The sequence below is a fragment of the Kocuria sp. KH4 genome (genome assembly GCF_053711175.1).
This window is the reverse complement of sequence record NZ_JBSJYX010000009.1, coordinates 62,113-84,474: the sequence shown is the minus strand read 5'-3', so window position 1 is coordinate 84,474 and position 22,362 is coordinate 62,113. Positions and strand designations below refer to the sequence as shown.

Annotated in this window: 23 protein-coding genes and 3 riboswitches; of the genes, 12 read left to right on the top strand and 11 right to left on the bottom strand. The window is 74.3% G+C overall.

Annotated features, from left to right (window positions below; all coding sequences use genetic code 11):
- The first annotated feature begins 83 nt into the window (after positions 1 to 83).
- Entirely contained in the window at positions 84 to 602 is a 519-nt protein-coding gene (locus ACWCOM_RS08875; protein ID WP_454548380.1) for a GNAT family N-acetyltransferase, read from the top strand.
- 37 nt (positions 603 to 639) lie between these two features.
- A complete protein-coding gene (cls, locus tag ACWCOM_RS08870) occupies positions 640 to 2,133 on the top strand; it encodes a cardiolipin synthase (RefSeq protein WP_454548379.1) in 1,494 nt (497 codons plus the stop codon).
- Positions 2,134 to 2,179: 46 nt separating this feature from the next.
- Here cls and ACWCOM_RS08865 read toward each other — a convergent pair whose 3' ends face one another.
- The 4 genes from ACWCOM_RS08865 to ACWCOM_RS08850 form a co-directional block, all read right to left on the bottom strand.
- Positions 2,180 to 2,974, bottom strand: coding sequence for an anti-sigma factor (locus tag ACWCOM_RS08865; RefSeq protein ID WP_454548378.1), 795 nt, complete (start codon positions 2,972 to 2,974; stop codon positions 2,180 to 2,182).
- Positions 2,958 to 3,521, bottom strand: coding sequence for an RNA polymerase sigma factor (locus tag ACWCOM_RS08860; protein WP_454548377.1), 564 nt, complete (start codon positions 3,519 to 3,521; stop codon positions 2,958 to 2,960). Before ACWCOM_RS08860 ends, ACWCOM_RS08865 begins: the two co-directional genes overlap by 17 nt.
- Before the next feature lie 127 nt (positions 3,522 to 3,648).
- Positions 3,649 to 4,362, bottom strand: coding sequence for a class F sortase (locus ACWCOM_RS08855; RefSeq protein ID WP_454548376.1), 714 nt, complete (start codon positions 4,360 to 4,362; stop codon positions 3,649 to 3,651).
- Between the two features lie 125 nt (positions 4,363 to 4,487).
- Positions 4,488 to 5,306: a DUF4397 domain-containing protein gene (locus ACWCOM_RS08850; protein ID WP_454548375.1), complete on the bottom strand. Its 819-nt coding sequence runs from the start codon at positions 5,304 to 5,306 to the stop codon at positions 4,488 to 4,490.
- Between the two features lie 205 nt (positions 5,307 to 5,511).
- Here ACWCOM_RS08850 and ACWCOM_RS08845 point away from each other — a divergent pair, with 205 nt between their 5' ends.
- On the top strand, positions 5,512 to 6,258 hold the full coding sequence (locus ACWCOM_RS08845; RefSeq protein WP_454548374.1) for an SDR family NAD(P)-dependent oxidoreductase: 747 nt from the start codon (positions 5,512 to 5,514) through the stop codon (positions 6,256 to 6,258).
- A 30-nt stretch (positions 6,259 to 6,288) separates the two neighbouring features.
- Here the strand turns inward: ACWCOM_RS08845 and ACWCOM_RS08840 are convergent, their stop codons facing one another.
- Positions 6,289 to 6,519, bottom strand: a complete 231-nt coding sequence (locus ACWCOM_RS08840; protein ID WP_454548373.1) for a hypothetical protein — start codon at positions 6,517 to 6,519, stop codon at positions 6,289 to 6,291.
- A 160-nt stretch (positions 6,520 to 6,679) separates the two neighbouring features.
- Between ACWCOM_RS08840 and ACWCOM_RS08835 the strand changes: the two genes are divergently transcribed.
- Complete coding sequence (locus tag ACWCOM_RS08835; RefSeq protein ID WP_454548372.1) at positions 6,680 to 7,810, top strand: baeRF2 domain-containing protein; 1,131 nt, start codon at positions 6,680 to 6,682, stop codon at positions 7,808 to 7,810.
- 88 nt (positions 7,811 to 7,898) lie between these two features.
- Here ACWCOM_RS08835 and ACWCOM_RS08830 read toward each other — a convergent pair whose 3' ends face one another.
- From ACWCOM_RS08830 to ACWCOM_RS08815, 4 genes are all read right to left on the bottom strand, one after another.
- Positions 7,899 to 8,384: a DUF4383 domain-containing protein gene (locus ACWCOM_RS08830; protein ID WP_454548371.1), complete on the bottom strand. Its 486-nt coding sequence runs from the start codon at positions 8,382 to 8,384 to the stop codon at positions 7,899 to 7,901.
- A 147-nt stretch (positions 8,385 to 8,531) separates the two neighbouring features.
- Entirely contained in the window at positions 8,532 to 9,950 is a 1,419-nt protein-coding gene (locus ACWCOM_RS08825; protein WP_454548370.1) for an LLM class flavin-dependent oxidoreductase, read from the bottom strand.
- 76 nt (positions 9,951 to 10,026) lie between these two features.
- Positions 10,027 to 10,141, bottom strand: a riboswitch (SAM riboswitch).
- Positions 10,142 to 10,224: 83 nt separating this feature from the next.
- The gene (locus tag ACWCOM_RS08820; RefSeq protein ID WP_454548369.1) at positions 10,225 to 10,689 is read right to left on the bottom strand and encodes a CoA-binding protein; all 465 of its coding nucleotides are present in this window, start codon (positions 10,687 to 10,689) and stop codon (positions 10,225 to 10,227) included.
- Positions 10,690 to 10,856: 167 nt separating this feature from the next.
- Positions 10,857 to 11,534, bottom strand: a complete 678-nt coding sequence (locus ACWCOM_RS08815) for a maleylpyruvate isomerase N-terminal domain-containing protein (protein ID WP_454548368.1) — start codon at positions 11,532 to 11,534, stop codon at positions 10,857 to 10,859.
- A gap of 104 nt (positions 11,535 to 11,638) precedes the next feature.
- A riboswitch (SAM riboswitch) is annotated at positions 11,639 to 11,742 on the top strand.
- Between the two features lie 5 nt (positions 11,743 to 11,747).
- Between ACWCOM_RS08815 and ACWCOM_RS08810 the strand changes: the two genes are divergently transcribed.
- The 6 genes from ACWCOM_RS08810 (at position 11,748) to ACWCOM_RS08785 (ending at position 18,417) form a co-directional block, all read left to right on the top strand.
- On the top strand, positions 11,748 to 12,584 hold the full coding sequence (locus ACWCOM_RS08810) for an ABC transporter ATP-binding protein (RefSeq protein ID WP_454548367.1): 837 nt from the start codon (positions 11,748 to 11,750) through the stop codon (positions 12,582 to 12,584).
- A gap of 86 nt (positions 12,585 to 12,670) precedes the next feature.
- A complete protein-coding gene (locus ACWCOM_RS08805; protein WP_454548366.1) occupies positions 12,671 to 13,711 on the top strand; it encodes an aliphatic sulfonate ABC transporter substrate-binding protein in 1,041 nt (346 codons plus the stop codon).
- A complete protein-coding gene (locus tag ACWCOM_RS08800; protein ID WP_454548365.1) occupies positions 13,708 to 14,577 on the top strand; it encodes an ABC transporter permease in 870 nt (289 codons plus the stop codon). The genes ACWCOM_RS08805 and ACWCOM_RS08800 overlap by 4 nt, the downstream gene beginning before the upstream one ends.
- A gap of 67 nt (positions 14,578 to 14,644) precedes the next feature.
- Positions 14,645 to 16,771 carry an AMP-binding protein gene (locus ACWCOM_RS08795; protein ID WP_454548364.1) on the top strand — a complete coding sequence of 709 codons (2,127 nt, stop codon included), beginning with the start codon at positions 14,645 to 14,647 and terminating at the stop codon, positions 16,769 to 16,771.
- 92 nt (positions 16,772 to 16,863) lie between these two features.
- Complete coding sequence (locus ACWCOM_RS08790) at positions 16,864 to 17,658, top strand: succinate dehydrogenase cytochrome b subunit (RefSeq protein ID WP_454548363.1); 795 nt, start codon at positions 16,864 to 16,866, stop codon at positions 17,656 to 17,658.
- 45 nt (positions 17,659 to 17,703) lie between these two features.
- The gene (locus ACWCOM_RS08785) at positions 17,704 to 18,417 is read left to right on the top strand and encodes a 2Fe-2S iron-sulfur cluster-binding protein (RefSeq protein ID WP_454548362.1); all 714 of its coding nucleotides are present in this window, start codon (positions 17,704 to 17,706) and stop codon (positions 18,415 to 18,417) included.
- A gap of 47 nt (positions 18,418 to 18,464) precedes the next feature.
- Here the strand turns inward: ACWCOM_RS08785 and ACWCOM_RS08780 are convergent, their stop codons facing one another.
- Positions 18,465 to 19,532 (bottom strand): tartrate dehydrogenase, encoded by a 1,068-nt coding sequence (locus ACWCOM_RS08780; RefSeq protein WP_454548361.1) that lies wholly within the window; start codon positions 19,530 to 19,532, stop codon positions 18,465 to 18,467.
- 127 nt (positions 19,533 to 19,659) lie between these two features.
- A riboswitch (SAM riboswitch) is annotated at positions 19,660 to 19,758 on the top strand.
- A gap of 79 nt (positions 19,759 to 19,837) precedes the next feature.
- On the opposite strand from ACWCOM_RS08780, the gene ACWCOM_RS08775 reads away from it, so the two are divergent.
- Together ACWCOM_RS08775 and ACWCOM_RS08770 are read left to right on the top strand one after the other, a co-directional pair.
- Positions 19,838 to 21,181: an O-acetylhomoserine aminocarboxypropyltransferase/cysteine synthase family protein gene (locus ACWCOM_RS08775; RefSeq protein ID WP_454548360.1), complete on the top strand. Its 1,344-nt coding sequence runs from the start codon at positions 19,838 to 19,840 to the stop codon at positions 21,179 to 21,181.
- Positions 21,178 to 21,672, top strand: coding sequence for a CoA-binding protein (locus ACWCOM_RS08770; protein ID WP_454548359.1), 495 nt, complete (start codon positions 21,178 to 21,180; stop codon positions 21,670 to 21,672). The genes ACWCOM_RS08775 and ACWCOM_RS08770 overlap by 4 nt, the downstream gene beginning before the upstream one ends.
- A 91-nt stretch (positions 21,673 to 21,763) precedes the next feature.
- On the opposite strand, the gene ACWCOM_RS08765 is transcribed toward ACWCOM_RS08770, so the two are convergent.
- Positions 21,764 to 22,285 carry an OsmC family protein gene (locus tag ACWCOM_RS08765; protein ID WP_454548358.1) on the bottom strand — a complete coding sequence of 174 codons (522 nt, stop codon included), beginning with the start codon at positions 22,283 to 22,285 and terminating at the stop codon, positions 21,764 to 21,766.
- Positions 22,286 to 22,362: the final 77 nt, after the last annotated feature.

Here is a 22,362-nt window from a genome sequence, read left to right as displayed (position 1 = left end):
TACCCGCGCCGCCCGGCGCGGGTATCCTCGGAAGCTCGGCACCGTTCCCCGCGCGACGCGCGCACGCAGAAAGCAGCACCAGCATGACCGAGGACCTCGAGGCCCTGCGTCCCGCACCCGTCCTGGAGACCGACCGGCTCCTGCTCCGCCCGTTCACCGCCGAGGAGCTCGACGCCGTGGCCGCGGGCGAGGCGGAGGAGCACTTCGCCGCGGGGTTCCCCGGGCCGCAGGACGTGGACTTCGCCCGCGAGTCCCTGCTGGCCGGCGGCTACTTCTTCACGGAGTCCGTCTACGCCCGGCTGGCCGTCCTGGAGAAGGCGAGCGGGCAGGTGGTGGGCAGCGCCGGCTTCGTGGGGCCGCCGATCGACGCGGAGCTGGAGGTCGTGGGCTCCCTGACGGCCGACCGCCGGAACCGGGGATACGCGCAGGAGGCGATCGCGGCGCTGCTGCGGGTCGCGTTCGCGGACCCCTCCGTCGCCGCGGTGCGGGCGAGCGTGCCCGAGGACAACGCCCCGGCCGAGCAGGTGCTGGTGGCGGCGGGCTTCGTCCGGGAGGAGAGCCCGGGCGTGGAGGTCGACTACGTCCTACCCCGCCCGGGCTGAACGGCGGCCGCCCGGACCGCGCCGATAGGCTGGCGGGGTGGATCTGCGCCTGCTCCCCTACGACCTGCTGCCCCTGGAGGGTGTGCCGGAGTCGATCCTCGTCGTCGTGGTGGTGCTCGACTGGATCCTGCGGCTCGTGGCGCTGGGCTGGATCCCGCACAACCGCCGGCCCTCGGTGGCGCTGGCGTGGCTGCTGGCGATCTTCCTGCAGCCCATCGTGGGCGTGCTCCTCTTCCTGGTGATCGGCTCGACCCGGCTGCCCCGGAAGCGGATGGCGATGCAGGCCAAGATGAACGACGTCATCCGGGAGAACACCCCGGACGCGCACATCCTCGGCGACGGCCACCGGCACCTGCCGGACTGGGTCGAGTCCACCGCGGCGCTGAACTACCGCCTCGGGGCGCTGCCCATGGTCGGCGGCAACTCCTTCGAGATCCTCACGGACAGCCACGAGTGCCTGCGGGTCATGGCGGAGGCGGTGGACCGGGCCGAGGACTACGTCCACTTCGAGTTCTACATCGTGGCCGTCGACGACACGTCCCGGGTCCTCCTCGACGCCCTGGTGCGCGCGCACGAGCGCGGGGTGCGGGTCCGCGTGCTGGTCGACCACCTCGGCTCGGTCGGCTACCCGGGCTACCGGGAGCTCGTCCGGCGCTTCGACCGCTCCGGGCTCCCGTGGCGGCGCATGCTCCCCGTGCGGCCGTGGAAGGGCGAGTGGCAGCGGCCGGACCTCCGCAACCACCGCAAGATCCTGGTGGTGGACGGGGACCTGGCCTTCACCGGGTCGCAGAACGTCATCCACCGCTCCTACAACAAGCGCAAGAACCTGCGGAAGGGCCTCGTGTGGAAGGACCTCATGATCCGCTGCACGGGCCCGGTCGTGGCCGAGCTCAACGCGCTGTTCACGAGCGACTGGTACTCCGAGACCGGTGACCTCCTGCTGGACGAGGTCACCCGCGAGGTGCCCGACGTCGGGGGGCCCGTCCTCGCCCAGGTGCTGCCCTCCGGGCCCGGGTTCGAGACGGAGAACAACCTGCGCCTGTTCAACCACCTGATCTACAACGCCAACGAGCGGATCGTCATCGCGAGCCCCTACTTCGTCCCGGACGAGTCGCTGATGCACGCGCTGACCACCGAGGCGCAATCCGGGGTGGACGTGCAGCTGTTCGTGGGCGAGACCTCCGACCACGTCCTCGCCCACCACGCCCAGAACTCCTACTACCAGGAGCTGGTCGAGGCGGGGGTGCGGATCTACCGCTACCGCTCCCCCACGGTGCTGCACGCCAAGTTCGTGCTCGTGGACGACCACGTCTCGGTGATCGGCTCCTCCAACATGGACGAACGCTCCTTCGCCCTGGACCTGGAGGTGTCCGTGTACATCGTGGACCGCGAGTTCCGGCGGCGGATGGACGCGGTGGTCGCCGAGTTCCACGAGGCCAGCACGCTGCTGGACGTCGAAGCGTGGAAACGGCGGCCGCTGTGGCAGAAGTACGCGGACAACGTGGCCCGGCTGACCTCGGCGCTGCTCTGAGCGCACCCCGGCCGCGGCGCGGCCCCGCGGGCCGGGACGGCCCGGCTCAGGCCTCCAGGGCGCCGCGCACGATGGAGTCCCCCGAGTGCGTGGGGTCGCCGTCGATCGGCTCGTTGGAGACGTCCACGACCGGGAACTCCCCCACGTCCAGGTTCGCCGGCAGCACGAACACGGCCTCGTCCCCGGCCATCACGCCCAGGCTCACCATCCGCCGGGCGTCGGGCGCCAGCAGCCAGACCTCCTTGAAGCCGTCCACGTCCGCCGGGTCGGTGCGCACCACCAGCCGGCGGGTCCCGTCCGGCCCCTCGTCCACCTCGGCCGAGCCGCGGGCGGTGTAGCCGGCCAGGGGCTCCAGCTCGGCGCTGGCCAGCACCGTGGGCTCGGGCTCCGGGACCAGCCGCTGCGCGCCCCAGACCGAGAGGCCGCCCACGAGCAGCGCCGCCGCGGCCGCGGCTGCCGCCAGCGGATAGGGCACCCCGCGGCGGCGGCGGGACGCGAGGTCCAGGACGGTCGCGCCGCCGCGGCGCCCGTCGTCGGCGGTCGCGGAGTGCCCGCCGCCGGCGGCGTCCTCGGCGGGCTGCCGGGCGCCGTTCCCGGGGCCGGCGAGCGGGTCCGCCGCGACCGCGTCGGAGAGGCCCAGCTCGGCGTGGACGGCGGCCCAGACTCCCGGTCCCGGTGCGGCGGGGGCGGGCGGCTGCGCGCGGGCGGCCCGCACCACGTGCCCGAGGGCCTCGAGCTCCGTGGCGCACTCCGGGCACGCGGCCAGGTGCTCCCGGGTCTGGGGGTCTCCGGCCTCACCCAGAGCCAGGAGCGCCAGCGACTCCTCACTCAGGTGTGCCATGAGCGTCTCCCAATCGTGTCCGCAGGTGGATGAGGCCGCGCCTCAGATGACTCTTGACCGTGCCGAGCGGCAGGTCCAGGTGCTGGGCGATCTGCTGGTGCGTGAGCTCCTCGTAGAACGCCAGCGCCATGATCGTCGACCGGGGCGGGCCCAGCCGTTCGACCTCCGCGCGCACCACGAGCCGGTCCACGAGCAGGTCCGCCTCCTCGTGCCGCGGCTCCCGCTCCGACCGGACGGCGTCCGCCTGCCGGCGCTCCGCGTCCCGGCCGGCGGTCCGGGCGGCGTCGGCGATGCAGCGGCGCGCGATGCCGATCAGCCACGCGGGGACCGAGGAGTGCTCGGGGCGGTAGCCGGAGCGGTACCTCCACGCCCGGACGAAGACCTCCTGCACGACGTCGTCCGCCGCCGTGTCGTCCCGCAGGGCCCGGACGGCGAGGCCCCGGACGACGCCCGCGCAGTGCCGGTAGGCCGCGCTGAGCGCCTGCTCGTCGCCCGCGGCGAACGCGGCGTCGAGCTCGGGACCCCATTCCGGGGGCGGCGGCGGCATCGTCGGAGAGCTCCTCGTGGGCCGGAGGTCGGGGTGACGGGCGACCGGGCGGGACCCGGGCGGGTGCGTCCCGCCCAGCCTAGTGGACGCCGGCCATCCGGTCATGGACATCGCATCTCCCCACGCCTCAGGGCACCGGGACCGCTCTCAGCACCACGTTGTCCTCGTAGTCCCCGATGTCCTCGAGCCACTCCCCGCCGCAGGTGACGAGGTGGAGCACGGGCTCGCCCGTGCGGCGGAACAGGTCCGCGTCCGCGAGGGACTCCTTGTGGACGTGCCGGACGGACTCGGTGCGGTAGCGCTGGACGCTGCCGTCCGCGCGCTCCACCCGGATCTCCGTCCCGGCCGGCACGTCCTTCAGGCGCGCCATCGGCGTGACCTCGGTGAGGGTGTCGACGTGCCCGGCGACGACCGCGGCGCCCTCGCCGGATCCGGGGGCCGGTCCGTGCCGGTACCAGCCCAGCTCCACGTGGTTGTCCGGGATGGTCATGGCGCCGCTGTCCTCGATCCCCACCGGGACCACGGGCATGTCGATCGGCGTCCCGGCCACCACCACCCGCACGGGGGCGGGGACGTCCGGGGCGGGCGCCGGGGTGGCGGGGGCGACGGGGACCCGGTCGGGGATCCGGTCCGGCGCCGGGTCCTGCGCCCGGGCCGCCCCGGCGCCCCGCGCTGCGCCCGGGGCCGCGTCCGGCGCCCTCGCCGCGCTCTCGGCCGAGCCGGCGGCGGGCACCGGCACGGGCGCCGGGGCGGCCCAGGGGCCCGCCGCCAGGGGCGCCGACGGCGCGGGCCCGCCCTCCGCGGGGAGGGCCGTGACGCCGGCCGCGACCAGCAGGGACACGGAGGCGAGGGCCCCGGCACCCGCCGCCGCCAGGCGACGACGACGGGCGCCGGGAGTGGCGGGCCCGGGCGCGCGGTGGGCCGCAGCCTGTCGCGCGCCCGGGCCATGGCTGCCGGGACGGTGCACTACCGGCGGTTCCCCGCGAGCACCCGGCGGGCGCCGTAGGCGGCGCCGACGAGCCCCAGCGCACCGGCGGCCGCGAGGCCGGCGGTGAGCATGGTGCCCTGCTCCTGGGCCGCCAGGCCGGAGCGGCCGCCCGGCACGGCCCCGGGCGCCTGCTCCATGCCCTCGAGGGTCTGGACGGCGAGGGCCAGGTTCCCGGCCTCGAGGGAGCCCCACGCGTACACGATGTTGTGGGTGCCCTCGGCCAGCTCGAGGTCGGCCGGGCCGATGACCGGCTCGGTGGTGCCGGCGGCGGCCACGGACGCGGAGACCGTGCCCGCGTCGACCGTCAGGGACTCCTCGTTCGGGTTCTCGAGCCCGCTGATGACCGGCTGGCCACCGGCCAGCACGTCCACGGCCGGGGCCGCGGCCACGTGCCGGACCGTCAGCCGGGACTTGCCGGCCTCGATCTCGGACCTGTCGTTGGTGAACAGGGCGGCCGTGGGGTTGCCCTCCGCGTCCAGGTGGGCCGCGGCCGTGTAGCTCATCCCGGTCTGCAGGTCCGCGGTGACGGGGCCGATGATCGGCGCCGACGCGTCCGCGGCGTCCGGGGCGGTGATCGCCAGGTCGTAGCTGCCGGCGGGCAGCTCCAGCGGGCCCGCCAGGGTGCCGGGCTCGAAGTCGTCCAGGGTCAGCTCGCCGTTGACGTACACGTCCACGACGGTGTCCGGGACCCCGTGCAGCACGGAGAGCTCCGCGTGCTCGGCGGCGAACGCCGGGGTCATGGTCAGGGCGCCGGCACCGAGGCCGAGGACTGCGGCGGCGGAGAGGGTCTTGCGCATGGCGTGTGCTCCTTCAACGGGCTCCCTGGCGGGAGCGGGATCGACCTTGCACCCGTACTACCGCCGGAGAGGCCCTGCCGGATGCAGCAGGTCACATTTTTTCCGGGACGTCCTTCCCGGCCGCCTGCGCCCCAGAATGGGAGGGCGTCACCGCGGCCCGTCCCCGGGGGCGCTCCCCGTCCGCCCCCGAGCAGCAGGAGCCACCGTGGACGACCAGCGCTTCACCGCCCGCACCGCCGTCGTCACCGGGGCGGGCTCCGGAATCGGGCGCGCCACCGCCGTCCGGCTCGCCCGGGAGGGGGCCACGGTCGTGGTGGTGGACTCCTCGGCGCGCCGGCTGGAGGACCTGGTGGCGGACGAGCCCCTCCTGCCGCTGTTCCCCGTGGTGGCCGACCTCACCGAGGTCGGCGCAGCGGGCCGGGTGCTCGCCGCCGCGGAGGGCCGGCTGGACGTGCTCGTCAACAACGCGGGGATCATGGACCGGTTCGAGTCCGTCGCCGAGGTCGACGACGAGACGTGGGACCGGGTGTTCGCCGTCAACGTCGTCGCGGTCATGCGGCTGACCCGGGCGGCGATCCCGCTGCTGCGGGCCTCCGGCCGCGGCGTGATCGTCAACGTGGCCTCCGAGGCCTCCCTGCGCGGCTCCGCCGCCGGCGTCGCCTACACGGCCTCGAAGCACGCGGTGGTGGGGCTGACCCGCAACACGGCCCTCATGCACGCGGCCGACGGCATCCGCACCAACGCCGTGGCCCCCGGCGCGACCGAGACCGGCATCGAGGCGCCCATGGACTCGGAGCTGTTCCCCGGGCGGATGGGGGCGTTCCTGCAGAACGTCCCCTACACCGCCACGGCCGAGCAGGTGGCCGCCGTCATCGTCTTCCTCGCCAGCGACGACGCGTCCAACGTCAACGGTGTCGTGCTGCCCTCGGACGGCGGCTGGTCGGCGGTCTGAGCCGCCGCCCCGGCCCGCGCCGCACCGGGCTCAGCTGTCCTCGAGGGTGGAGCCCTCGACCGGCTCGTCGAGCGCGACCTCGCGGTCCTGCTCCTCGAGGTCGGCGGGATTCGCCTCGAGGGAGGACGCCTCCGAGCGGTCGGGCGTGTGCGCCGACGCCTCGACGTCCTCGTCGTCCGTCTCGGGGGGCTCGGCGTCGATCGACTGCTCGAGGCGGTCTGCCTCGTCGTACTCGCTGCTCGAAACCGGTGCGTCGCTCATGGCTGCCTCCTGCGTCATCGGACCGTTCGGGCCACCGGTCGGGCGACCGGTCGCGTGCGTCCGACCCTACTCGGCCCGGCCGCTGTTCCCAGCCCCCAGGGCGTCCGATAACGTGGTCTGCACCACAGGAAGCACCGCTCAACAGCAGGAGTTGTCCATCATGACGAGCCGATTCCACCGCTACGCCGAACTGTTCAAGAGCACAGGCCCCTGGTGCACCGTGTACACGGACATCAGCACGGGCACGGTCGACTCGCTGCACGCCATCGACGTCCTGCCGGAGAACGTCTGCCGGGAGCTGGAGCAGCAGGGTGCGTCCAAGGCCGACCTCTCCGCGGTGGAGGCCGCCGTGCGCCCGGCGGAGGGCGTGCCGGACCCGGTGTGCCGCTTCCTGCTGGTGCGCGACGGCACCGTGGAGATCGACGAGGTCCTCCCCGGCCCCCTGGCCGGGCGCGGCGTGCTCGAGGTGGGCGAGGTGCCCGACCTCACGCCCCTGTTCCGGCACCGCCCGGACGACTTCCCCTACGTGGTGGCCGAGGTGGGCCGGGACGGCGGCGAGATCTGCCTCGAGTACGCCAGCCGCGCCCGCGCCCTGGACGAGCAGCAGATCGAGGGGGAGACCGAGCACCTGAAGAAGTTCCCCGGCGGCGGCTGGTCGCAGGGGCGCTGGCAGCGGCACACCGAGGACGTGTGGCGGCGCAACACGGAGCAGGTCGCCGAGCAGATCGACAAGGTCGTGGCCGAGAGCGGGGCGCAGCTCGTCGTCCTGGCCGGGGACCTGCGGGCCCGGGGCCTCGTCGAGGAGCAGCTGTCCAAGGCCACCCGCGCCCTGGTGAGCGTCGTGGACGCGAACACCCGGGCCGAGGGCAGCAAGTCCGCCGACTTCGGCCACCAGGTCGAGGGGCGCGTCGCGGAGGTCATCGCCCACCGGCAGCACGAGCTGCTCGAACGGCTGGCGGAGCAGCGGAGCCGCCCCGACCCCACGGCGGTGTCCGGGCTCGAGCCGGTGGTCTCGGCGCTGCAGCAGGCGCAGGCCGAGACGCTGCTGATCGACGACACCCACCTGGACGCCGAGCAGGAGCTGCTCGCGCTGGACGCCGAGCCGTGGGTCGCCGTGACGGAGTCGGAGGCCGTGGGCGCCCGCGTGCTCGGCCGGGTCCCCGCCGACGCCGCGCTGGTCCGGGCCGCGGTGCTGACCGACGGCCGCCCGGTCTTCGTGCCGCCCGGGGCCCTGCCGGACAGCACGGACGTGGCGGCCCTGCTGCGCTGGCGCGCCGCCCCGACCGGCTGACCGGCCGGCCCTGCGACGGATGACGGCTCCCCCGCCGAGGCGGGGGAGCCGTTGTCCGTCCCGCACCGCTGCCGGTGCGGCCGGCCGGTCAGTAGGCCGGGCCGGTGGTGTTGCGCGTGGCGTTCCGGTCGTGGGTGTCGCGGCGCAGGAAGGACAGGCCCACCATCGTCACGCCCAGGAACAGGTGCAGCCAGTTGTCGGCGCTGTTCAGCGGCACGAAGTTCGCCTGCGACTCCTGGCCCACGAGCAGGCCGTAGATCCACAGGACGAGGTAGACCAGGCCGCCCCAGAGCAGGAAACTGCGCGCGCCGGTGGCGGAGCGGGCCAGCGCGAGGCCGGCGACGCCGTAGAGCAGGTGGACGATGTTGTGCAGCCAGGAGACCTGGAAGATCCCCAGGAGCATGGCCTCCGAGTGGTGTCCGGCTGCCATGAGCTGGTCGTAGTTGGAGGTGAGGCCCGGGATGAACCCGGCGAGGCCCACGAGCAGGAAGACCGCGCCGTAGAGGAGAGCGGCGGTCTGGACGGGCGAGCGGTGGGTGGTGCGGCGGTCCGGCCGGTCGGCGGGGATGGTCATGGTAGTGCCTCGCTTCCTTCGTGTCTGCGGTGATCCGGGTGCGGATCCCGGAGGGGCGGACGTTCATGGAAAGCATGCTTGGTACCACCAGCGTACTGCGCCGGGGCGCGAGGTCAAACGCCGCGGGGGAAACCGGTCACGGACGGGTCAGGACACGAGGTCGCGGGCGGGGGTGTCCGCGGCGGACGGCTTGCCGGCGTAGGCGCCCCGGTACCGTGCGGCCGGGTGGGTGTCGAGCACCTTGGTCTGCCCGGTGCCGTAGACGTTCTCGCGCAGCGTGGTGCCCTCGTAGGCGGTGCGGTAGCGGCCGCGCTTCTGCAGCTCCGGCACGACCCACTCCACGAAGTCCTCGAACGAGCCCGGGGAGACGTGGTAGGCGAGGTTGATGCCGTCGAGGCCGCCGTCGTCGATCCACCGCTCCAGCTCGTCGGCCACCGTCTGCGGGGACCCGACGATCGGCACGCCCATCCCGCCCATGGAGATGTGCTTGGCGACCTCCTTGACCGTCCACTTCTTGTTCGGGTCCGCGGTGGTGAACGGGGTGAGGAAGGACTGGATGGAGTCGGTCTTGATGTACTCCAGCACGTCGTTCTCGTCGTAGCGGCCGAGGTCCACCCCGGACCAGCCGCCCACGAGCCCCAGGGCGCCGTCGGCGTCCGCGTACTGCTCGTAGTCGCGGCGCTTCTGCTCGGCCTTGGCGTCGGTCTCGTCGACGATCACGTGCAGCATGGCGAAGATCTTGAGGTCGTCCCGCCCCCGGCCCTGGGCCTCGGCCTCGTCGCGCAGCTTGTCGGTGACCACGCGCGTGAGGTCCGGGCGGATGCCGCCCACGAACACCGCCTCGGCGTGCCGTCCGGCGAACGCGCGCCCGCGCGAGGAGGCGCCGGCCTGGAAGATCAGCGGGGTGCGCTGCGGGGACGGCTCGGTCAGCCCGATGCCCGGCACGTCGAAGTACTTGCCGTGGTGCTGGATGGGGTGCACGAGGGACGGGTCGGCGAAGACCCCGTTCCGGCGGTCGCGCTTGACCGCGCCGTCCTCCCAGGAGCCCTCCCAGAGCTTGTAGCACACGTCCATGAACTCCTCGGCGATCTCGTACCGCTCGTCGTGGGAGATCTGCTCCGTCAGCCCGTGGTTCTCGGCCGCGGACTTCAGGTAGGACGTCACCACGTTGAAGCCGATCCGCCCCTTGGTGAGGTGGTCGAGGGTCGCGAACCTCCGGGCCAGCGGGTACGGCTGCTCGTAGGTGATCGCGCTGGTCACCCCGAAGCCGAGGTGCTTCGTCACGGCCGCCATCGCGGAGATCTGCATGAAGGGGTCGTTGACCGGGATCTGGGTGGCGTCCTTGATCACCGGCGCCGCGGAGTTCCGGTAGACGTCGTAGTAGCCGACCACGTCGGCGAGGAACATCGCGTCGAAGAGGCCCTTCTCCAGGACCTGGGCGACGTCCGTCCAGTACTCGAGGGTGTTGTACTCGTCGGCGCGCGAGCGCGGGTGCTTCCACAGCCCCGGAGCCTGGTGCCCCACGCAGGTCATGTCGAAGGCGTTCAGGGCGATGCGCTTGCTCACGGGGACCTCCAGGGTCGCTCAGCGACCCGCGCCCGTGCGTCGTGGAGACCTGCTCGCGGGTCCGACGCACTCGTGCGCGCCGTACTTGCCGCGGGGCGGGTGCACCGCGGCCCGATGTTCATCTGGGGCACCCCGCTACGGGAGAGGGTTGCCGCCCGGCCAGCCAGAGCTTCGCGCCGGGACTCGTCATCGTCGTCGCGGACCAGCTTAGCGGCTCCCCCCGCAGGCGGGGCAACCCCTCGGGCCCCGGTGCACGGCAGGGTGGCGGAAGCCGTCAGGCCGGCGGGACGAGCGGCGGGGTGCGCCGCGGGTCCAGCACCCAGCCCTGCCGCAGCCGCGCCCCGAGCTCGATCAGCGGGCACGTGTCCATCACCACCGCGAGCCCGGCCGCGGCGGCGCGGGCCGCGGCCGCGTGGTCCACCACGCCCAGCTGCAGCCACACGGCGCTCGCGCCGGCGGCGATGGCCTGGTCCACGACGGCTCCGACGCGGCGGGAGTTGACGAAGCAGTCCACCACGTCGATCGGCCCCGGGACCTCGGCGAGCGTGCGGAAACCGGGCTCCCCGTGCACCGCCTCGCCCTTCGGGTTGACCGGGACGATCGTCATGCCGAGGTCGTCCCGGATGCGCCGGGCGACCGGGTGCGCGGGCCGGGCCGTGTTCCCGGTCAGCCCCACCACGGCCCACCGGCCGGGCCGGGTGATCAGGCGGTCGACCACGGCGGGGTCGTTGCGGCTCATGCGCCCACCCTGGCACGGATGGGCCGCTCCCGTCCCGCACGGGCCTGCACCGTGTCCGCAACGTGTCCGCATCCGTGTCCCGGGGTGGCGGCCGACGGCCATGGGGCGGGCACGTCCCGCCGGCACGCGCCGCCCCGGCGGGACGGGAGGGGCCAGGAGAGGAGGGGTCAGGAGAAGAGGGGGAGGAGGTCGGCCCCGGGGCCCAGCTCCGCGCGGTCCCGGGCGGGCAGGGCCGCGCGCCCGGTGCCCACCCGGGCGAAGTGCTCGTCGCTCCAGTGCTCGGGCGGCTCCCGCTCCCACAGGTCGATGAGCACGCGGCGGACCTCGGCCAGCCCGTCCGCCGCCGGCCCCGGGCAGCCCTCCAGGTGCTCGATGAGGTCCAGGTGGTGCACCGTGGCCTCCACCGCCAGGGTGCTCAGCAGGTCCTCGACCCGAAGCACGTGCCCCCGGGTGCGGACCGTCCCGCCGGGCCGGCAGCGCTCCGCCGCGTGCACGAGCGCCCGCGCCGACTCCCGGTAGTGCCCCCGCAGCTGCTCCCAGTCCGGGTACAGGCTCGCCGCCGCCCGGGTGCGGCGGCGGTCCTCGGCGGCGGCGGGGTCCGCGCCCCGGTCCGCCCAGTAGGTGGCGGCGTCCCGGTCCGGGCGGGCCGTGGTGGGCGTGTGCAGGGCGACGAGCCCGCGCACCGCGTCCGCGGCGCAGTGGTGGGCGAGGTCGCGCACCGCCCACCCGCGGCAGCCGGTGGGCGCCCAGGAGTCGTCCTCCCCGAGCCCGTCGAGGACCGCCGCGAACGCCGTGCAGGCGTCGCGGACCAGGTCCGCCCGGGTCGAGGTGTTCCGGCTCGTCATGGGTCCATGGTGCGGCACGGGGGCGCGGCGTGCCACCGTTTCCGACCATGACGGCCCGCGCAGCGATTTGCCAGGCGGCCCGACGAGCACGTTCAATGGGGCGGTAACCATCCGGAGCGGCTGAGAGACCTGGCTCGTCGACGTCGCAGCAACCGGCACGGATCCGTCCGATCCCCGTGCGAGGTGCTAATGCCAGGACCGATGGAGTTGATCATGGGCACCTCCCTGCTGGGCTCTGCACCGTCCGCCGCCGCACCGGCCACCGCGAAGCGTGCGTTCTCGGTGGCCTTCGAGCACGTCGGCAAGACCTTCGCCTCCGGCGGGCACCGCCACCACGTCCTGCACGACGTCGACGTCACCGCCCGCCCCGGAGAGGTCCTGGCGATCCTGGGGCCCTCGGGCTGCGGCAAGTCCACGCTGCTGCGGGCCGCCGCCGGGCTCGACACCGCCTCGGCGGGCCGGGTGCTCATCGACGGCACCCCGGTCTCGGGGATCGACCCGCGCTGCGCCGTGGCGTTCCAGGAGCCCCGGCTGCTGCCGTGGCGCTCCGTGCGCGAGAACGTCCGCCTGGGGGTGCCCTCCGGGTTGGGCCGGGCCGAGGCCGACGCCGTGATCGACGACCTGCTGCACCTGGTGGGGCTGACCGCCCACGCCCACCACCGGCCCCGGGAGATCTCGGGCGGCATGGCCCAGCGCGCGTCGCTGGCCCGGGCGCTGGCCCGCAACCCCGGCGTGCTGCTGCTCGACGAGCCCTTCGGCGCGCTCGACGCCCTGACCCGGCTGCGGATGCAGGACCTCCTGCTCACCGTCCACGCCGCGCAGCCGACCACCGTGCTGCTGGTCACCCACGACGTCGACGAGGCGCTGCAGCTGGCCGACCGGATCGTGGTCCTGGGCCGCTCCGGCCCGACCGCCCCCGCCTCGATCGGCACGGTGCTCCCCGTGCCCGGCGACCGTCCCCGGGACCGGGCCTCCGAGGTCCTCGCCGAGCTGCGGGTGCAGCTGCTCGGCCACCTGGGCGTCGACGCCCACCACCCCGCGACCCGCTGACCCCGCCCCGCTCCCCCGGGCGCGGCACGGCGCCGTGCCGCGCCGGGTCCGCCCGGCACGCCCACCCCACCACGAAAGGCCCCACCATGCCGCTGTCCCCGCGCCCCGCCCGCACGGTCCCCGCCCTCGCCGCCGTCCTGGCCCTGTCCCTGACCGGGTGCATGGCCGGGGAGGGCTCCGGCGAGGCCCGGGCCGCCGAGAAGGTCACGGTCGACTGGGCCACCTACAACCCGCTCTCCGTGGTGATCAAGGAGAAGGGCTGGCTCGAGGCCGCCTTCGCCGAGGAGGGCACCGAGGTCGAGTGGGTGCAGTCCGCGGGCTCGAACAAGGCGAACGAGGCGCTGCGCGCCGAGGCGGTCGACATCGGCTCCACCGCCGGATCCGCGGCGCTGCTGGCCCGCAGCAACGGCACCCCGATCAAGGTGATCGACCTGTACTCGCAGCCGGAGTGGTCCGCGCTCGTCACCACCCCGGGCACCGGGGTGGACTCGGTGGCCGACCTCGAGGGCCGCACCGTGGCCGCCACCAAGGGCACCGACCCCTACTTCTTCCTGCTCCAGGCCCTCGAGGAGGGCGGGGTGGACGCGGCCGACGTCACGATCCAGAACCTGCAGCACGCCGACGGCCGCGCCGCGCTGGAGAACGGCCAGGTGGACGCCTGGTCCGGCCTGGACCCGATCATGGCCGCCGCGGAGCAGAACGGCGCCGAGCTGTTCTACCGCAACGTCGACTTCAACACCTACGGCTTCCTCAACGCGCACGAGAACTTCCTCGAGGAGCAGCCCGAGGCGGCGCAGACCGTGGTGGACGTCTACGCCTACGCCCGGGACTGGGCGCTGGCCCACCCGGAGGAGACCGCGCAGCTGCTCGCCGACGCGGCCGGGATCGAGCTGTCCGTGGCCGAGCAGGTGCTCGGACGCACCCACCTGGACATCGACCACGTGCCCGGCGAGCAGCAGCTGGCCGTGCTGGAGAAGGTCGGCCCGATCTTCGTGGACTCCGGTGACGTGACCGGCCAGGGAAAGATCGACGAGGCCTTGTCCGGGCTCGTGGAGGACTCCTACGCCGAGGCCGCCGACGCCGCCCGCGTGGCCGAGGCCGCCGAGGGCGCGGAGGCCGGGCGGTGACGACGCCGCTGAGCCCGTCCGGGGACGCCGTGCGCGACGACGCCGCCGGCATCGGGCACCCCGTCGGCGCCGAGGAGCCGGGCGCGGCGCCCGCCCCCGTCACGCCGCCCCGCCGCCGCCCCCTGCTGCGCGCGGGGCTCGGCCTGCTGCTGCCCGCGGCGCTGCTGGTGCTGTGGCACGCCCTGTCCACCGCCGGGGTCTTCAGCGCCGTCCAGCTGCCCGCCCCGCCGGCGGTCCTGGCCGCGGGTGCCGACCTGCTGTCCCGGGGCGAGCTGTGGACGCACGTGGGTATCTCCACCCAGCGGGTGCTCATCGGCTTCCTGATCGGCGCCGGGCTGGGCCTGGTGGCGGGCTCCTTCATCGGGCTCTCCCGCTGGGGCTCCGCCCTGGTGGGCCCCACGATCGGGGCCTTCCGGGCGGTGCCCTCACTGGCGTGGGTGCCGCTGCTGCTGCTGTGGATCGGCCTCGGCGAGGACTCCAAGGTGACACTGGTGGCGATCGGGGCGTTCTTCCCCGTCCACACCACCGTCTCGGCCGCCCTGCAGCACGTGGACCGCAACCTGCTCGAGGCGGCCCGGGCCTTCGGGGTGCACGGGCTGCGGCTGCTCACCACGGTGCAGCTGCCGGCGGTCATGCCCTCGGTCATCTCGGGGCTGCGCCTGGCGCTGGCCCAGGCGTGGCTGTTCCTGGTGGCCGCGGAGCTGCTGGGCGCGTCCATGGGACTGGGCTTCCTCCTCACCGACTCGCAGAACAACGGCCGCACCGACCGACTGCTGCTGGCGATCGTCCTGCTGGCCGTGCTCGGCAAGCTCTCCGACGCCCTGCTCGGCGTGTTCGAGAAGTGGGCCGTGAAGAAATGGGCCTGACATCCCCGTCTGGCACAGTGGGCACACACCGGGCACGCCCGTGCCGCCAGGAAAGGACCGCAGCACCGTGAACGCCAGCTGGAGCGACCCGCTCTCCCCCACCCCGAACCCGGCCCTGGTCTCCGAGACCGCCCGCGTCGCCTTCTGGGAGGCCCAGGCCTCCCGGCTGGACTGGGCCCAGCCGTGGACCACGGCGCACCGCTTCGAGGGCCCGCGGCGGATCGGGCAGGACGCGGACGGCAACCCCACCTGGTCGGTCCCGGAGCTGGCGTGGTTCGAGGGCGGGAAGCTCAACGTGGCGCACAACTGCGTGGACCGCCACGTCGAGGCGGGCCGCGGCGCCCACGTGGCCCTGTACTTCGAGGGCGAGCCCGGCGACCGGCTGGTCTACACCTACGCGGACCTGCAGCGCGAGGTGTCCCGGGCCGCCAACGCCCTCCTCGCCCTGGGCGTGGAGCGGGGCGACCGGGTGGTGATCTACCTGCCGGTGATCCCGGAGACCGTCATCATCACGCTGGCCTGCGCCCGGATCGGCGCCGTGCACTCCCTGGTCTTCGGCGGGTTCTCCGCCGAGGCCCTGCGGTTCCGCGTCGAGGACACCGGGGCGAAGGTGCTCGTGACCACGGACGGGCAGCACCGGCGCGGGGCCGTGGTGCCCGTCAAGGCCGTCGCCGACGAGGCGTGCGGCGGGGACAACGCGATCGAGCACGTCGTCGTGGTGCGCCGCACCTCCCGCCCGGGCCGCAGCGACCTGCCGCGCGGGACCCGGGGGACGCACTCCAAGGAGGAGGACGCGGTCCCGTGGACGCGCGGGCGCGACGTGTGGTGGCACGAGCTGGTGGCCGAGCAGTCCGACGTGCACGAGGCCGAGGCCTTCGACGCGGAGAGCCCGCTGTTCATCATCTACACCTCCGGCACCACCGGCCGCCCCAAGGGCCTGGTGCACACCATGGGCGGCTACCTGGTGCAGGCCGCCTACACCCACGCCCTGCTCTTCGACCTCCTGCCGGACGTGCGCGACGACCGGGGCCGGCTGCGCCCCGACGAGCTGGCCACCGGCAACGACCCCGCCAAGGTCGACTCGACCGTGCACTGGTGCACCGCCGACCTCGCCTGGGTCACCGCGCACACGTACGAGATCTACGGCCCGCTGGTCAACGGCGTGTCCGAGGTCATCTACGAGGGCACCCCGAACACCCCGCACTGGGGCCGGCACTTCGAGGTGATCGAGCGCTACGGGGTCACCACCTACTACACGGCGCCCACCCTGATCCGCTCGCTGATGGGCGCGTTCCCCAAGGGCGTCCCCCCGCTGTACAACCTCAACTCCGTCCGGCTGCTCGGCTCCGTGGGCGAGTCGGTCAACCCGGAGGCCTGGCGCTGGCTGCGCGCGCAGCTGGGCCGGGACGAGGTGCCGTTCGTGGACACGTGGTGGCAGTCCGAGACCGGTGCGACCGTGATGTCCCCGCGCCCGCACGACCCCCAGTTCGCGCCCCCCGGGACGTTCGACGAGGGCGCCCCGCACACCGCCCTCAAGCCCGGCTGCGCCACGCGCGCCGTCCCGGGGCTCTCCACCCGCGTGGTCGACGAGGCCGGGGCGACGGTCCCGCCCGGGGTGCAGGGCTTCGTCGTCGTCGACCGGACCGGGCCGTCGATGGCGCGCACCGTCTGGGGTGACCCGCAGCGCTACCTGACCTCCTACTGGCAGGCCTACGCCGAGCAGGGCTGGTTCCTCGCCGGGGACGGCGCCCGCTACGACGAGGAGGGCGACATCTACATCCTGGGCCGGGTCGACGACGTCATCAACGTCTCCGGGCACCGGCTGTCGACCATCGAGATCGAGTCCGCCCTCGTCACCCACCCGTGGGTCGTGGAGGCCGGGGCCGCGCCCGTGCGGGACGAGCTGACCGGGCACGCGGTGCTCGCGTACGTCGTGCTGACGCCCGAGGCCGGGTCGGTGCCGCCGGACGAGCTGACCGCCGCCCTGCGGGAGCACGTGGCCCACGAGATCGGCCCGATCGCCAAGCCGCGGGCCGTCGTGGCGGTCCCGGACCTGCCCAAGACCCGCTCCGGGAAGATCACCCGCCGGCTCCTCGCCCAGCTGTGGGAGGGCGAGCCGCTCGGCGACCGCTCGTCCCTGCAGAACGAGGAGTCGCTCGAGCGCATCGCCGAGGTGCTGGCGGCGCGCGGCTGACCCCCGGGGTGCCCGGACCGCCCGGCCCCGCGCCGTCAAGCCGGATGACCCCAGGTTGAGCCGTGTGACCAGCCCCGCGCCGGACTCCTAGGATGAACACCGTGAGCCCCTCCCCCGCCGCCCCCGCCGCCCCCGCCCCGGGCCGGCGCCGCCCCCTGCCGCAGCTGCCCCGGGTCCCCCTCCCGGCCGCGCTGCCCGAGCTGTCCAGCACCGACCTCAAGCTGGGCATGGCCGGGTCCGGCGCCGTGTTCTCCGGCTACGTGCTGGTGCACATGCTCGGCAACCTGAAGATCTACCAGGGCGAGGAGAAGTTCAACGCCTACGCCGAGTTCCTCCGCACCGCCGGGGCTCCCGTGCTGCCGCGCGGCACCGTGCTCTGGGGGGCGCGCGCGGTCCTCACGGCGAGCCTGGCGGTGCACGTGGGGGCGGCGGGGATGCTCACCGCCCGCGCCTGGCGGGCCAACGGCACGCTCCTGCCGCGGCGGCCCCGGCGGCCGCGCGGACGGCGCCGCTCCCCGTGGGAGGTGGCCCGCCGCTCGATGCGCAGCACCGGCGGCGTGCTGGGGCTGTTCACCGCCTTCCACGTCCTGGACCTGACGACGGGCACCCGTCCCGCCGCGTCCCGGGACTTCGCCCACGGCAGCGCGTACGCCAACCTCGTGGCGAGCCTGTCCCGCCCGCCCGTGGCGCTCGCGTACGCCGTGTCGATGGCCGCGCTCGCCGCGCACCTCGTGCACGGCATCCCGGAGATCGCCAACGACGTCGGGGCCGGCAGCGACCGGCGCACCCAGCGGCGGCTGCGGATCGGCGCCAACGCCTTCGGCGCGGCGGTGGCCCTCGGCAACACCACCATCCCGGTGGCCGTGCTCACGCGCGCGGTCCGCTGACCCCTTCCCGGACGACCCCCCGACGACGACAAAGGAACCCCGCGAGTGAGCACCTTCTCCCTGACCGTGGACGTGTGGCGCCAGTCCGCACCGGACGAGCCCGGGCACTTCGCCACCCACGTGGTCCCGGACGCCGACCCGGACATGACCGTGCTCGAGCTCCTGGACCGGATCAACGCCCTGCGGGCGGCCGCCGGCGAGGAGCCCGTCGCCTTCGACGACGGCTGCCGCGAGGGCGTGTGCGGCAAGTGCGGGGTGACGGTCGACGGCGTGGCGCACGGCCCCGAGCGCAACGCGGCCAGCTGCATGCAGCACCTGGGCGCCTACCGGGACGGGGACCGCGTGCGGATCGAGCCGCTCCAGGCGGCGTCCCTGCCCGTGAAGCAGGACCTCTCGGTGGACAAGAAGGCGCTGCGCCGGGTGGCCAAGGCGGCCAAGTTCCCCGTGGCGATGAAGGCGCTGGCCAACGGCGGCTGCATCAGCTGCGGGGCCTGCATCTCCTCCTGCCCCAACGGCTCGGGGCAGCTGTTCGTGGGCACCATGCTGCGGGAGCTGCCGCCGCTGGCCACCCACGACGCCGAGCGCCGGGAGCGCTCCGCGAAGGTGCTCGCCGCGGCCGAGGACGAGTTCGGCCCCTGCTCGCTGCTGGGCGACTGCGTGGAGGTCTGCCCGGCCGGGCTGCCGGTCGAGAACCTCTCCGCGGTGGCGCGGGAGAACCTGCGCAACCGCTTCCCCCGGCGGGCGGCGGACGAGGGCTGACCCCGCCCCCGCGCCGCCGTGCCCGCCCCGGCCGGACCGGGCCCCCGCTACGGGGTCGTGCCGCAGCGCGCCAGCACGGCCTGCGTGAACTCCTCGGTGCCGGCCGTGCCGCCCAGGTCCCCGGTCAGGGTGCCGCCGGCCATGGCCTGCTCGAAGGCGGACTCGAGGTGCCGGGCCGCCTCGCCCTCGCCCAGGTGGTCCAGCATCATGGCGGCGGCCCACATCGTGCCCACGGGGTTCGCGATGCCCTGCCCGGCGATGTCCGGGGCGGAGCCGTGCACCGGCTCGAACATCGACGGGTAGGTCTTCTCCGGGTTCAGGTTGGCGCTGGGCGCCACCCCGATGGACCCGGCGGCACCGGCGGCGAGGTCGGAGAGGATGTCGCCGAAGAGGTTGGAGGCCACGATCACGTCGAGGCTGCGCGGCTTGAGCACCATCCGGGCGGCCAGTGCGTCGATGAGCACCTTCTCGACCGTCACGCCCGGGTACTCCGCGACCGTGGTCTCCACGACCTCGTCCCAGAACGGCATGGTGTGGATGATCCCGTTGGACTTCGTGGCCGAGACGAGCCGCCCGGAGCGCTGCCGGGACAGCTCGGCCGCGTAGCGGGCGATCCGGGTCACCCCCGCCCGGGTGAACACGGACTCCTGGACGGCCATCTCCTCGGGCCGGCCCCGGTAGAGCCGGCCGCCGACCTCCGAGTACTCCCCCTCGATGTTCTCCCGGACGACCACGAGGTCCAGCTCGTCCAGCCCGCGCAGCGGCGAGGTGACGCCGGGCAGGATCCGGATCGGCCGGAGGTTGACGTACTGGTGGAACTCCCGGCGGATCGGGATCAGCAGCCCCCACAGGGTCACGTCGTCGGGGATGTCCGGGGCGCCGACCGCGCCGAGCAGGACGCCGTCCCCGGAGGCCAGCTGCTCGATGCCGTCGGCCGGCATCATCCTCCCGTGCGCCCGGTAGTGGTCCGAGCCCCAGTCCCGCTCGCGCCAGCGCACGGCGAAGCCGTGCGCGTCCGCGAGGGCGTCGACGCAGCGCAGCGCGGCCGGCATGACCTCCTGGCCGATGCCGTCGCCGGCGATGACGTCGATGGTGTACTGCCGTGTGCCGGTCACGAGATTCCTCCGCAGCGTCGTCGGACCGCGGAGGCGGCTGCGCTCCGCGACTGGTGCCGAGCATAGCCCGCCGGCACCCCGCGGGGCCCGGCTGGCGCTCCGGCACCCGGACCCGCAGAATGGAGCACAGCCATCCCGAGCGGCCGAGAGACCTGGATCGACGACGCCGCAGCAACCGTGGTCGACGTCGCAGACCGCACGGTGCTACCGCCAGGACCGATGGAGCAGCGCACTCCCGGCACCCCCGCCGGGACGTCTCCGCCCGGGACCGACCAGCGGCACCACTCGCACGAGGAGTCCTTCCCATGGCCGACCACCAGTTCGGGTTCCGCACCCGCGCCCTGCACGCCGGGGGCACCCCCGACGCCGAGCACGGCGCCCGCGCGGTGCCGATCTACCAGACCAGCTCGTTCGTCTTCAAGGACGCCGACGACGCCGCCAACCTGTTCGCCCTGCAGAAGTACGGCAACATCTACTCCCGGATCGGCAACCCCACCGTCGCCGCGTTCGAGGAGCGCATCGCGTCCCTGGAGGGCGGCATCGGCGCCGTGGCCACCGCCTCCGGGATGGCCGCGGAGTTCCTAACCTTCGCCGCGCTCGCCCAGGCGGGCGACCACCTCGTGGCCGCCGGGCAGCTCTACGGCGGGACCGTGACCCAGCTCGACGTCACGCTGCGCCGCTTCGGCGTGGACACCACGTTCGTGCACGGCACGGACCCGGAGGACTACCGGGCGGCGCTGCGGCCGAACACCAAGGCCGTCTACACCGAGGTCGTCGCGAACCCCTCCGGGGAGGTCGCCGACCTGGAGGGCCTGGCGGCCGTGGCCCACGCGGCCGGCATCCCGCTCGTGGTGGACGCCACGATGACCCCGCCGTACCTGATCCGCCCCATCGAGCACGGCGCGGACATCGTCATCCACTCCGCCACCAAGTTCCTGGGCGGCCACGGCACCACGCTGGGCGGTGTCGTCGTCGAGTCCGGGCGCTTCGACTGGGGCAACGGCAACTTCCCGTCCATGACCGAGCCCGTGCCCTCCTACAACAACGTCTCCTGGTGGGAGAACTTCGGCGAGTACGGCTTCCTGACCCGGCTGCGCTCCGAGCAGCTGCGGGACATCGGCCCGGCCCTGTCCCCGCAGTCGGCGTGGAACCTCCTGCAGGGCGTCGAGACGCTGCCGCAGCGGATGGACGCCCACCTGGCCAACGCCTCGGCGGTGGCGCAGTGGCTGGCGGAGGACCCGCGGGTCTCCTACGTCAACTACGCGGGGCTGCCCGGCCACCCCCACCACGAGCGGGCCCGGAAGTACCTGCCGCTGGGCGTGAGCTCCGTGTTCTCGTTCGGCGTGACGGCCACCTCTGAGCTCACCGGGCGGCAGGTCGGCGAGCGGTTCATCGAGAACCTGCAGCTGGCCAGCCACCTCGCCAACATCGGCGACGCCCGCACCCTCGTGCTGCACCCCGCCTCCACCACGCACCAGCAGCTCAGCCCCGAGCAGCTGCAGGTGGGCGGGGTGTCCGAGGACCTCATCCGCATCTCCGTGGGCATCGAGGACGCCGAGGACATCCTCTGGGACCTCGACCAGGCCCTCTCCGCGGCCACCGGGCTCGCCCGGGCGTCCGCCCCGACCGTCGAAGGAGCACTCCGATGACCGCCGAGACCCGCACCTGGCAGGGCCCGAGCGCCCCCGAGCGGCTGAACCTGCTGCGCAGCACGGAGTCGATCGCCATCGTGGGGGCGTCCGACAAGCCCTCCCGCGCCTCCTACTTCGTCTCCACGTACCTGCTGTCCTCCTCGCCGTACCGGGTGTACTTCGTCAACCCGGTGCTGCGGGAGATCATGGGCCGGCCGGTCTACCCGTCCCTGGCGGACCTGCCGGAGACCCCCGACCTCGTCGACGCCTTCCGGCGCCACGACGACCTCCCGGACGTGGCGCGCGACGCCGTGGCCGTCGGGGCGAGGACGCTGTGGCTGCAGCTGGGCTCCTGGCACGAGGGAGCCGCCCGGATCGCCGAGGAGGGGGGCCTCCGCGTGGTCATGGACCGCTGCCTGAAGATCGAGCACGCCCGCTTCCACGGCGGCCTCCACCTGGCCGGCTTCAACACCGGGGTCATCTCGGCGAAGCGGCAGGTCCTCTCCTGAGGGACCCCGTCCCGGGACGCCCCCGGGACACGTGCGACGGCCCCGGAACCCTGGAGCTTCCGGGGCCGTCGCACGTCCGGCGGGGCGGTCGCTACACGCGCTCGAGCACGAACGTCACGTCGGCCTTCAGGCTCTGGCTGACCACGCAGTACCGCTCCGTGGCGCGCGCGAGGCGCTCCAGGGCGGTGTCGTCGAGGTCCGCGTCCACCCGGGCGGTGACCACGACGTCCTGGACGCCGACGGGCACGGAGCGGTCGACGCCCAGGGTGCCGCGGGCGTCGAACATGCCCTCCGCGGTCAGCTCGGCCGAGCGCACCTCCACGCCCATGGCGGTGGCGACGCTGCGCAGCGTCACCCCGGCGCAGGCCACGAGCGCGTCGAGGAGCATGTCCCCGGAGCAGGCGTCGCTGCCGTCACCGCCGGTGGCGGCGTGCGGGCCGCCGCGCACGGGGCCCGCCCAGGTGTCCACCGTGCAGGTCAGGCCGGGGTCGCGGAAGTCCCCGTGGGAGTGCAGGGGCGTGCGGGCCGCCTCCGGCTCCGCCCGGTAGCGGTCCTTGAGCGGCGCCTGGAGCTGTCGGAGTTCCGCGGCGGTCATCTGGGTTCGAGATTCCATGCTGTCACTGTAGAGCGTCCGGCGCGGACGGCACCACGCGGGGCGCCCGCGCCGGACGGGCCCGGCGGACCGGCCGG

Excerpts from the sequence above, each read along its gene's own strand:
- ACWCOM_RS08875 (WP_454548380.1), top strand. The coding sequence starts at position 84 with ATGACCGAGGACCTCGAGGCCCTGCGTCCCGCACCCGTCCTGGAGACC.
- ACWCOM_RS08865 (WP_454548378.1), bottom strand. The coding sequence starts at position 2,974 with ATGGCACACCTGAGTGAGGAGTCGCTGGCGCTCCTGGCTCTGGGTGAG.
- ACWCOM_RS08860 (WP_454548377.1), bottom strand. The coding sequence starts at position 3,521 with ATGCCGCCGCCGCCCCCGGAATGGGGTCCCGAGCTCGACGCCGCGTTC.
- ACWCOM_RS08850 (WP_454548375.1), bottom strand. The coding sequence starts at position 5,306 with ATGCGCAAGACCCTCTCCGCCGCCGCAGTCCTCGGCCTCGGTGCCGGC.
- ACWCOM_RS08840 (WP_454548373.1), bottom strand. The coding sequence starts at position 6,519 with ATGAGCGACGCACCGGTTTCGAGCAGCGAGTACGACGAGGCAGACCGC.
- ACWCOM_RS08835 (WP_454548372.1), top strand. The coding sequence starts at position 6,680 with ATGACGAGCCGATTCCACCGCTACGCCGAACTGTTCAAGAGCACAGGC.
- ACWCOM_RS08830 (WP_454548371.1), bottom strand. The coding sequence starts at position 8,384 with ATGACCATCCCCGCCGACCGGCCGGACCGCCGCACCACCCACCGCTCG.
- ACWCOM_RS08820 (WP_454548369.1), bottom strand. The coding sequence starts at position 10,689 with ATGAGCCGCAACGACCCCGCCGTGGTCGACCGCCTGATCACCCGGCCC.
- ACWCOM_RS08815 (WP_454548368.1), bottom strand. The coding sequence starts at position 11,534 with ATGACGAGCCGGAACACCTCGACCCGGGCGGACCTGGTCCGCGACGCC.
- ACWCOM_RS08810 (WP_454548367.1), top strand. The coding sequence starts at position 11,748 with ATGGGCACCTCCCTGCTGGGCTCTGCACCGTCCGCCGCCGCACCGGCC.
- ACWCOM_RS08805 (WP_454548366.1), top strand. The coding sequence starts at position 12,671 with ATGCCGCTGTCCCCGCGCCCCGCCCGCACGGTCCCCGCCCTCGCCGCC.
- ACWCOM_RS08790 (WP_454548363.1), top strand. The coding sequence starts at position 16,864 with ATGAACACCGTGAGCCCCTCCCCCGCCGCCCCCGCCGCCCCCGCCCCG.
- ACWCOM_RS08775 (WP_454548360.1), top strand. The coding sequence starts at position 19,838 with ATGGCCGACCACCAGTTCGGGTTCCGCACCCGCGCCCTGCACGCCGGG.
- ACWCOM_RS08770 (WP_454548359.1), top strand. The coding sequence starts at position 21,178 with ATGACCGCCGAGACCCGCACCTGGCAGGGCCCGAGCGCCCCCGAGCGG.
- ACWCOM_RS08765 (WP_454548358.1), bottom strand. The coding sequence starts at position 22,285 with ATGGAATCTCGAACCCAGATGACCGCCGCGGAACTCCGACAGCTCCAG.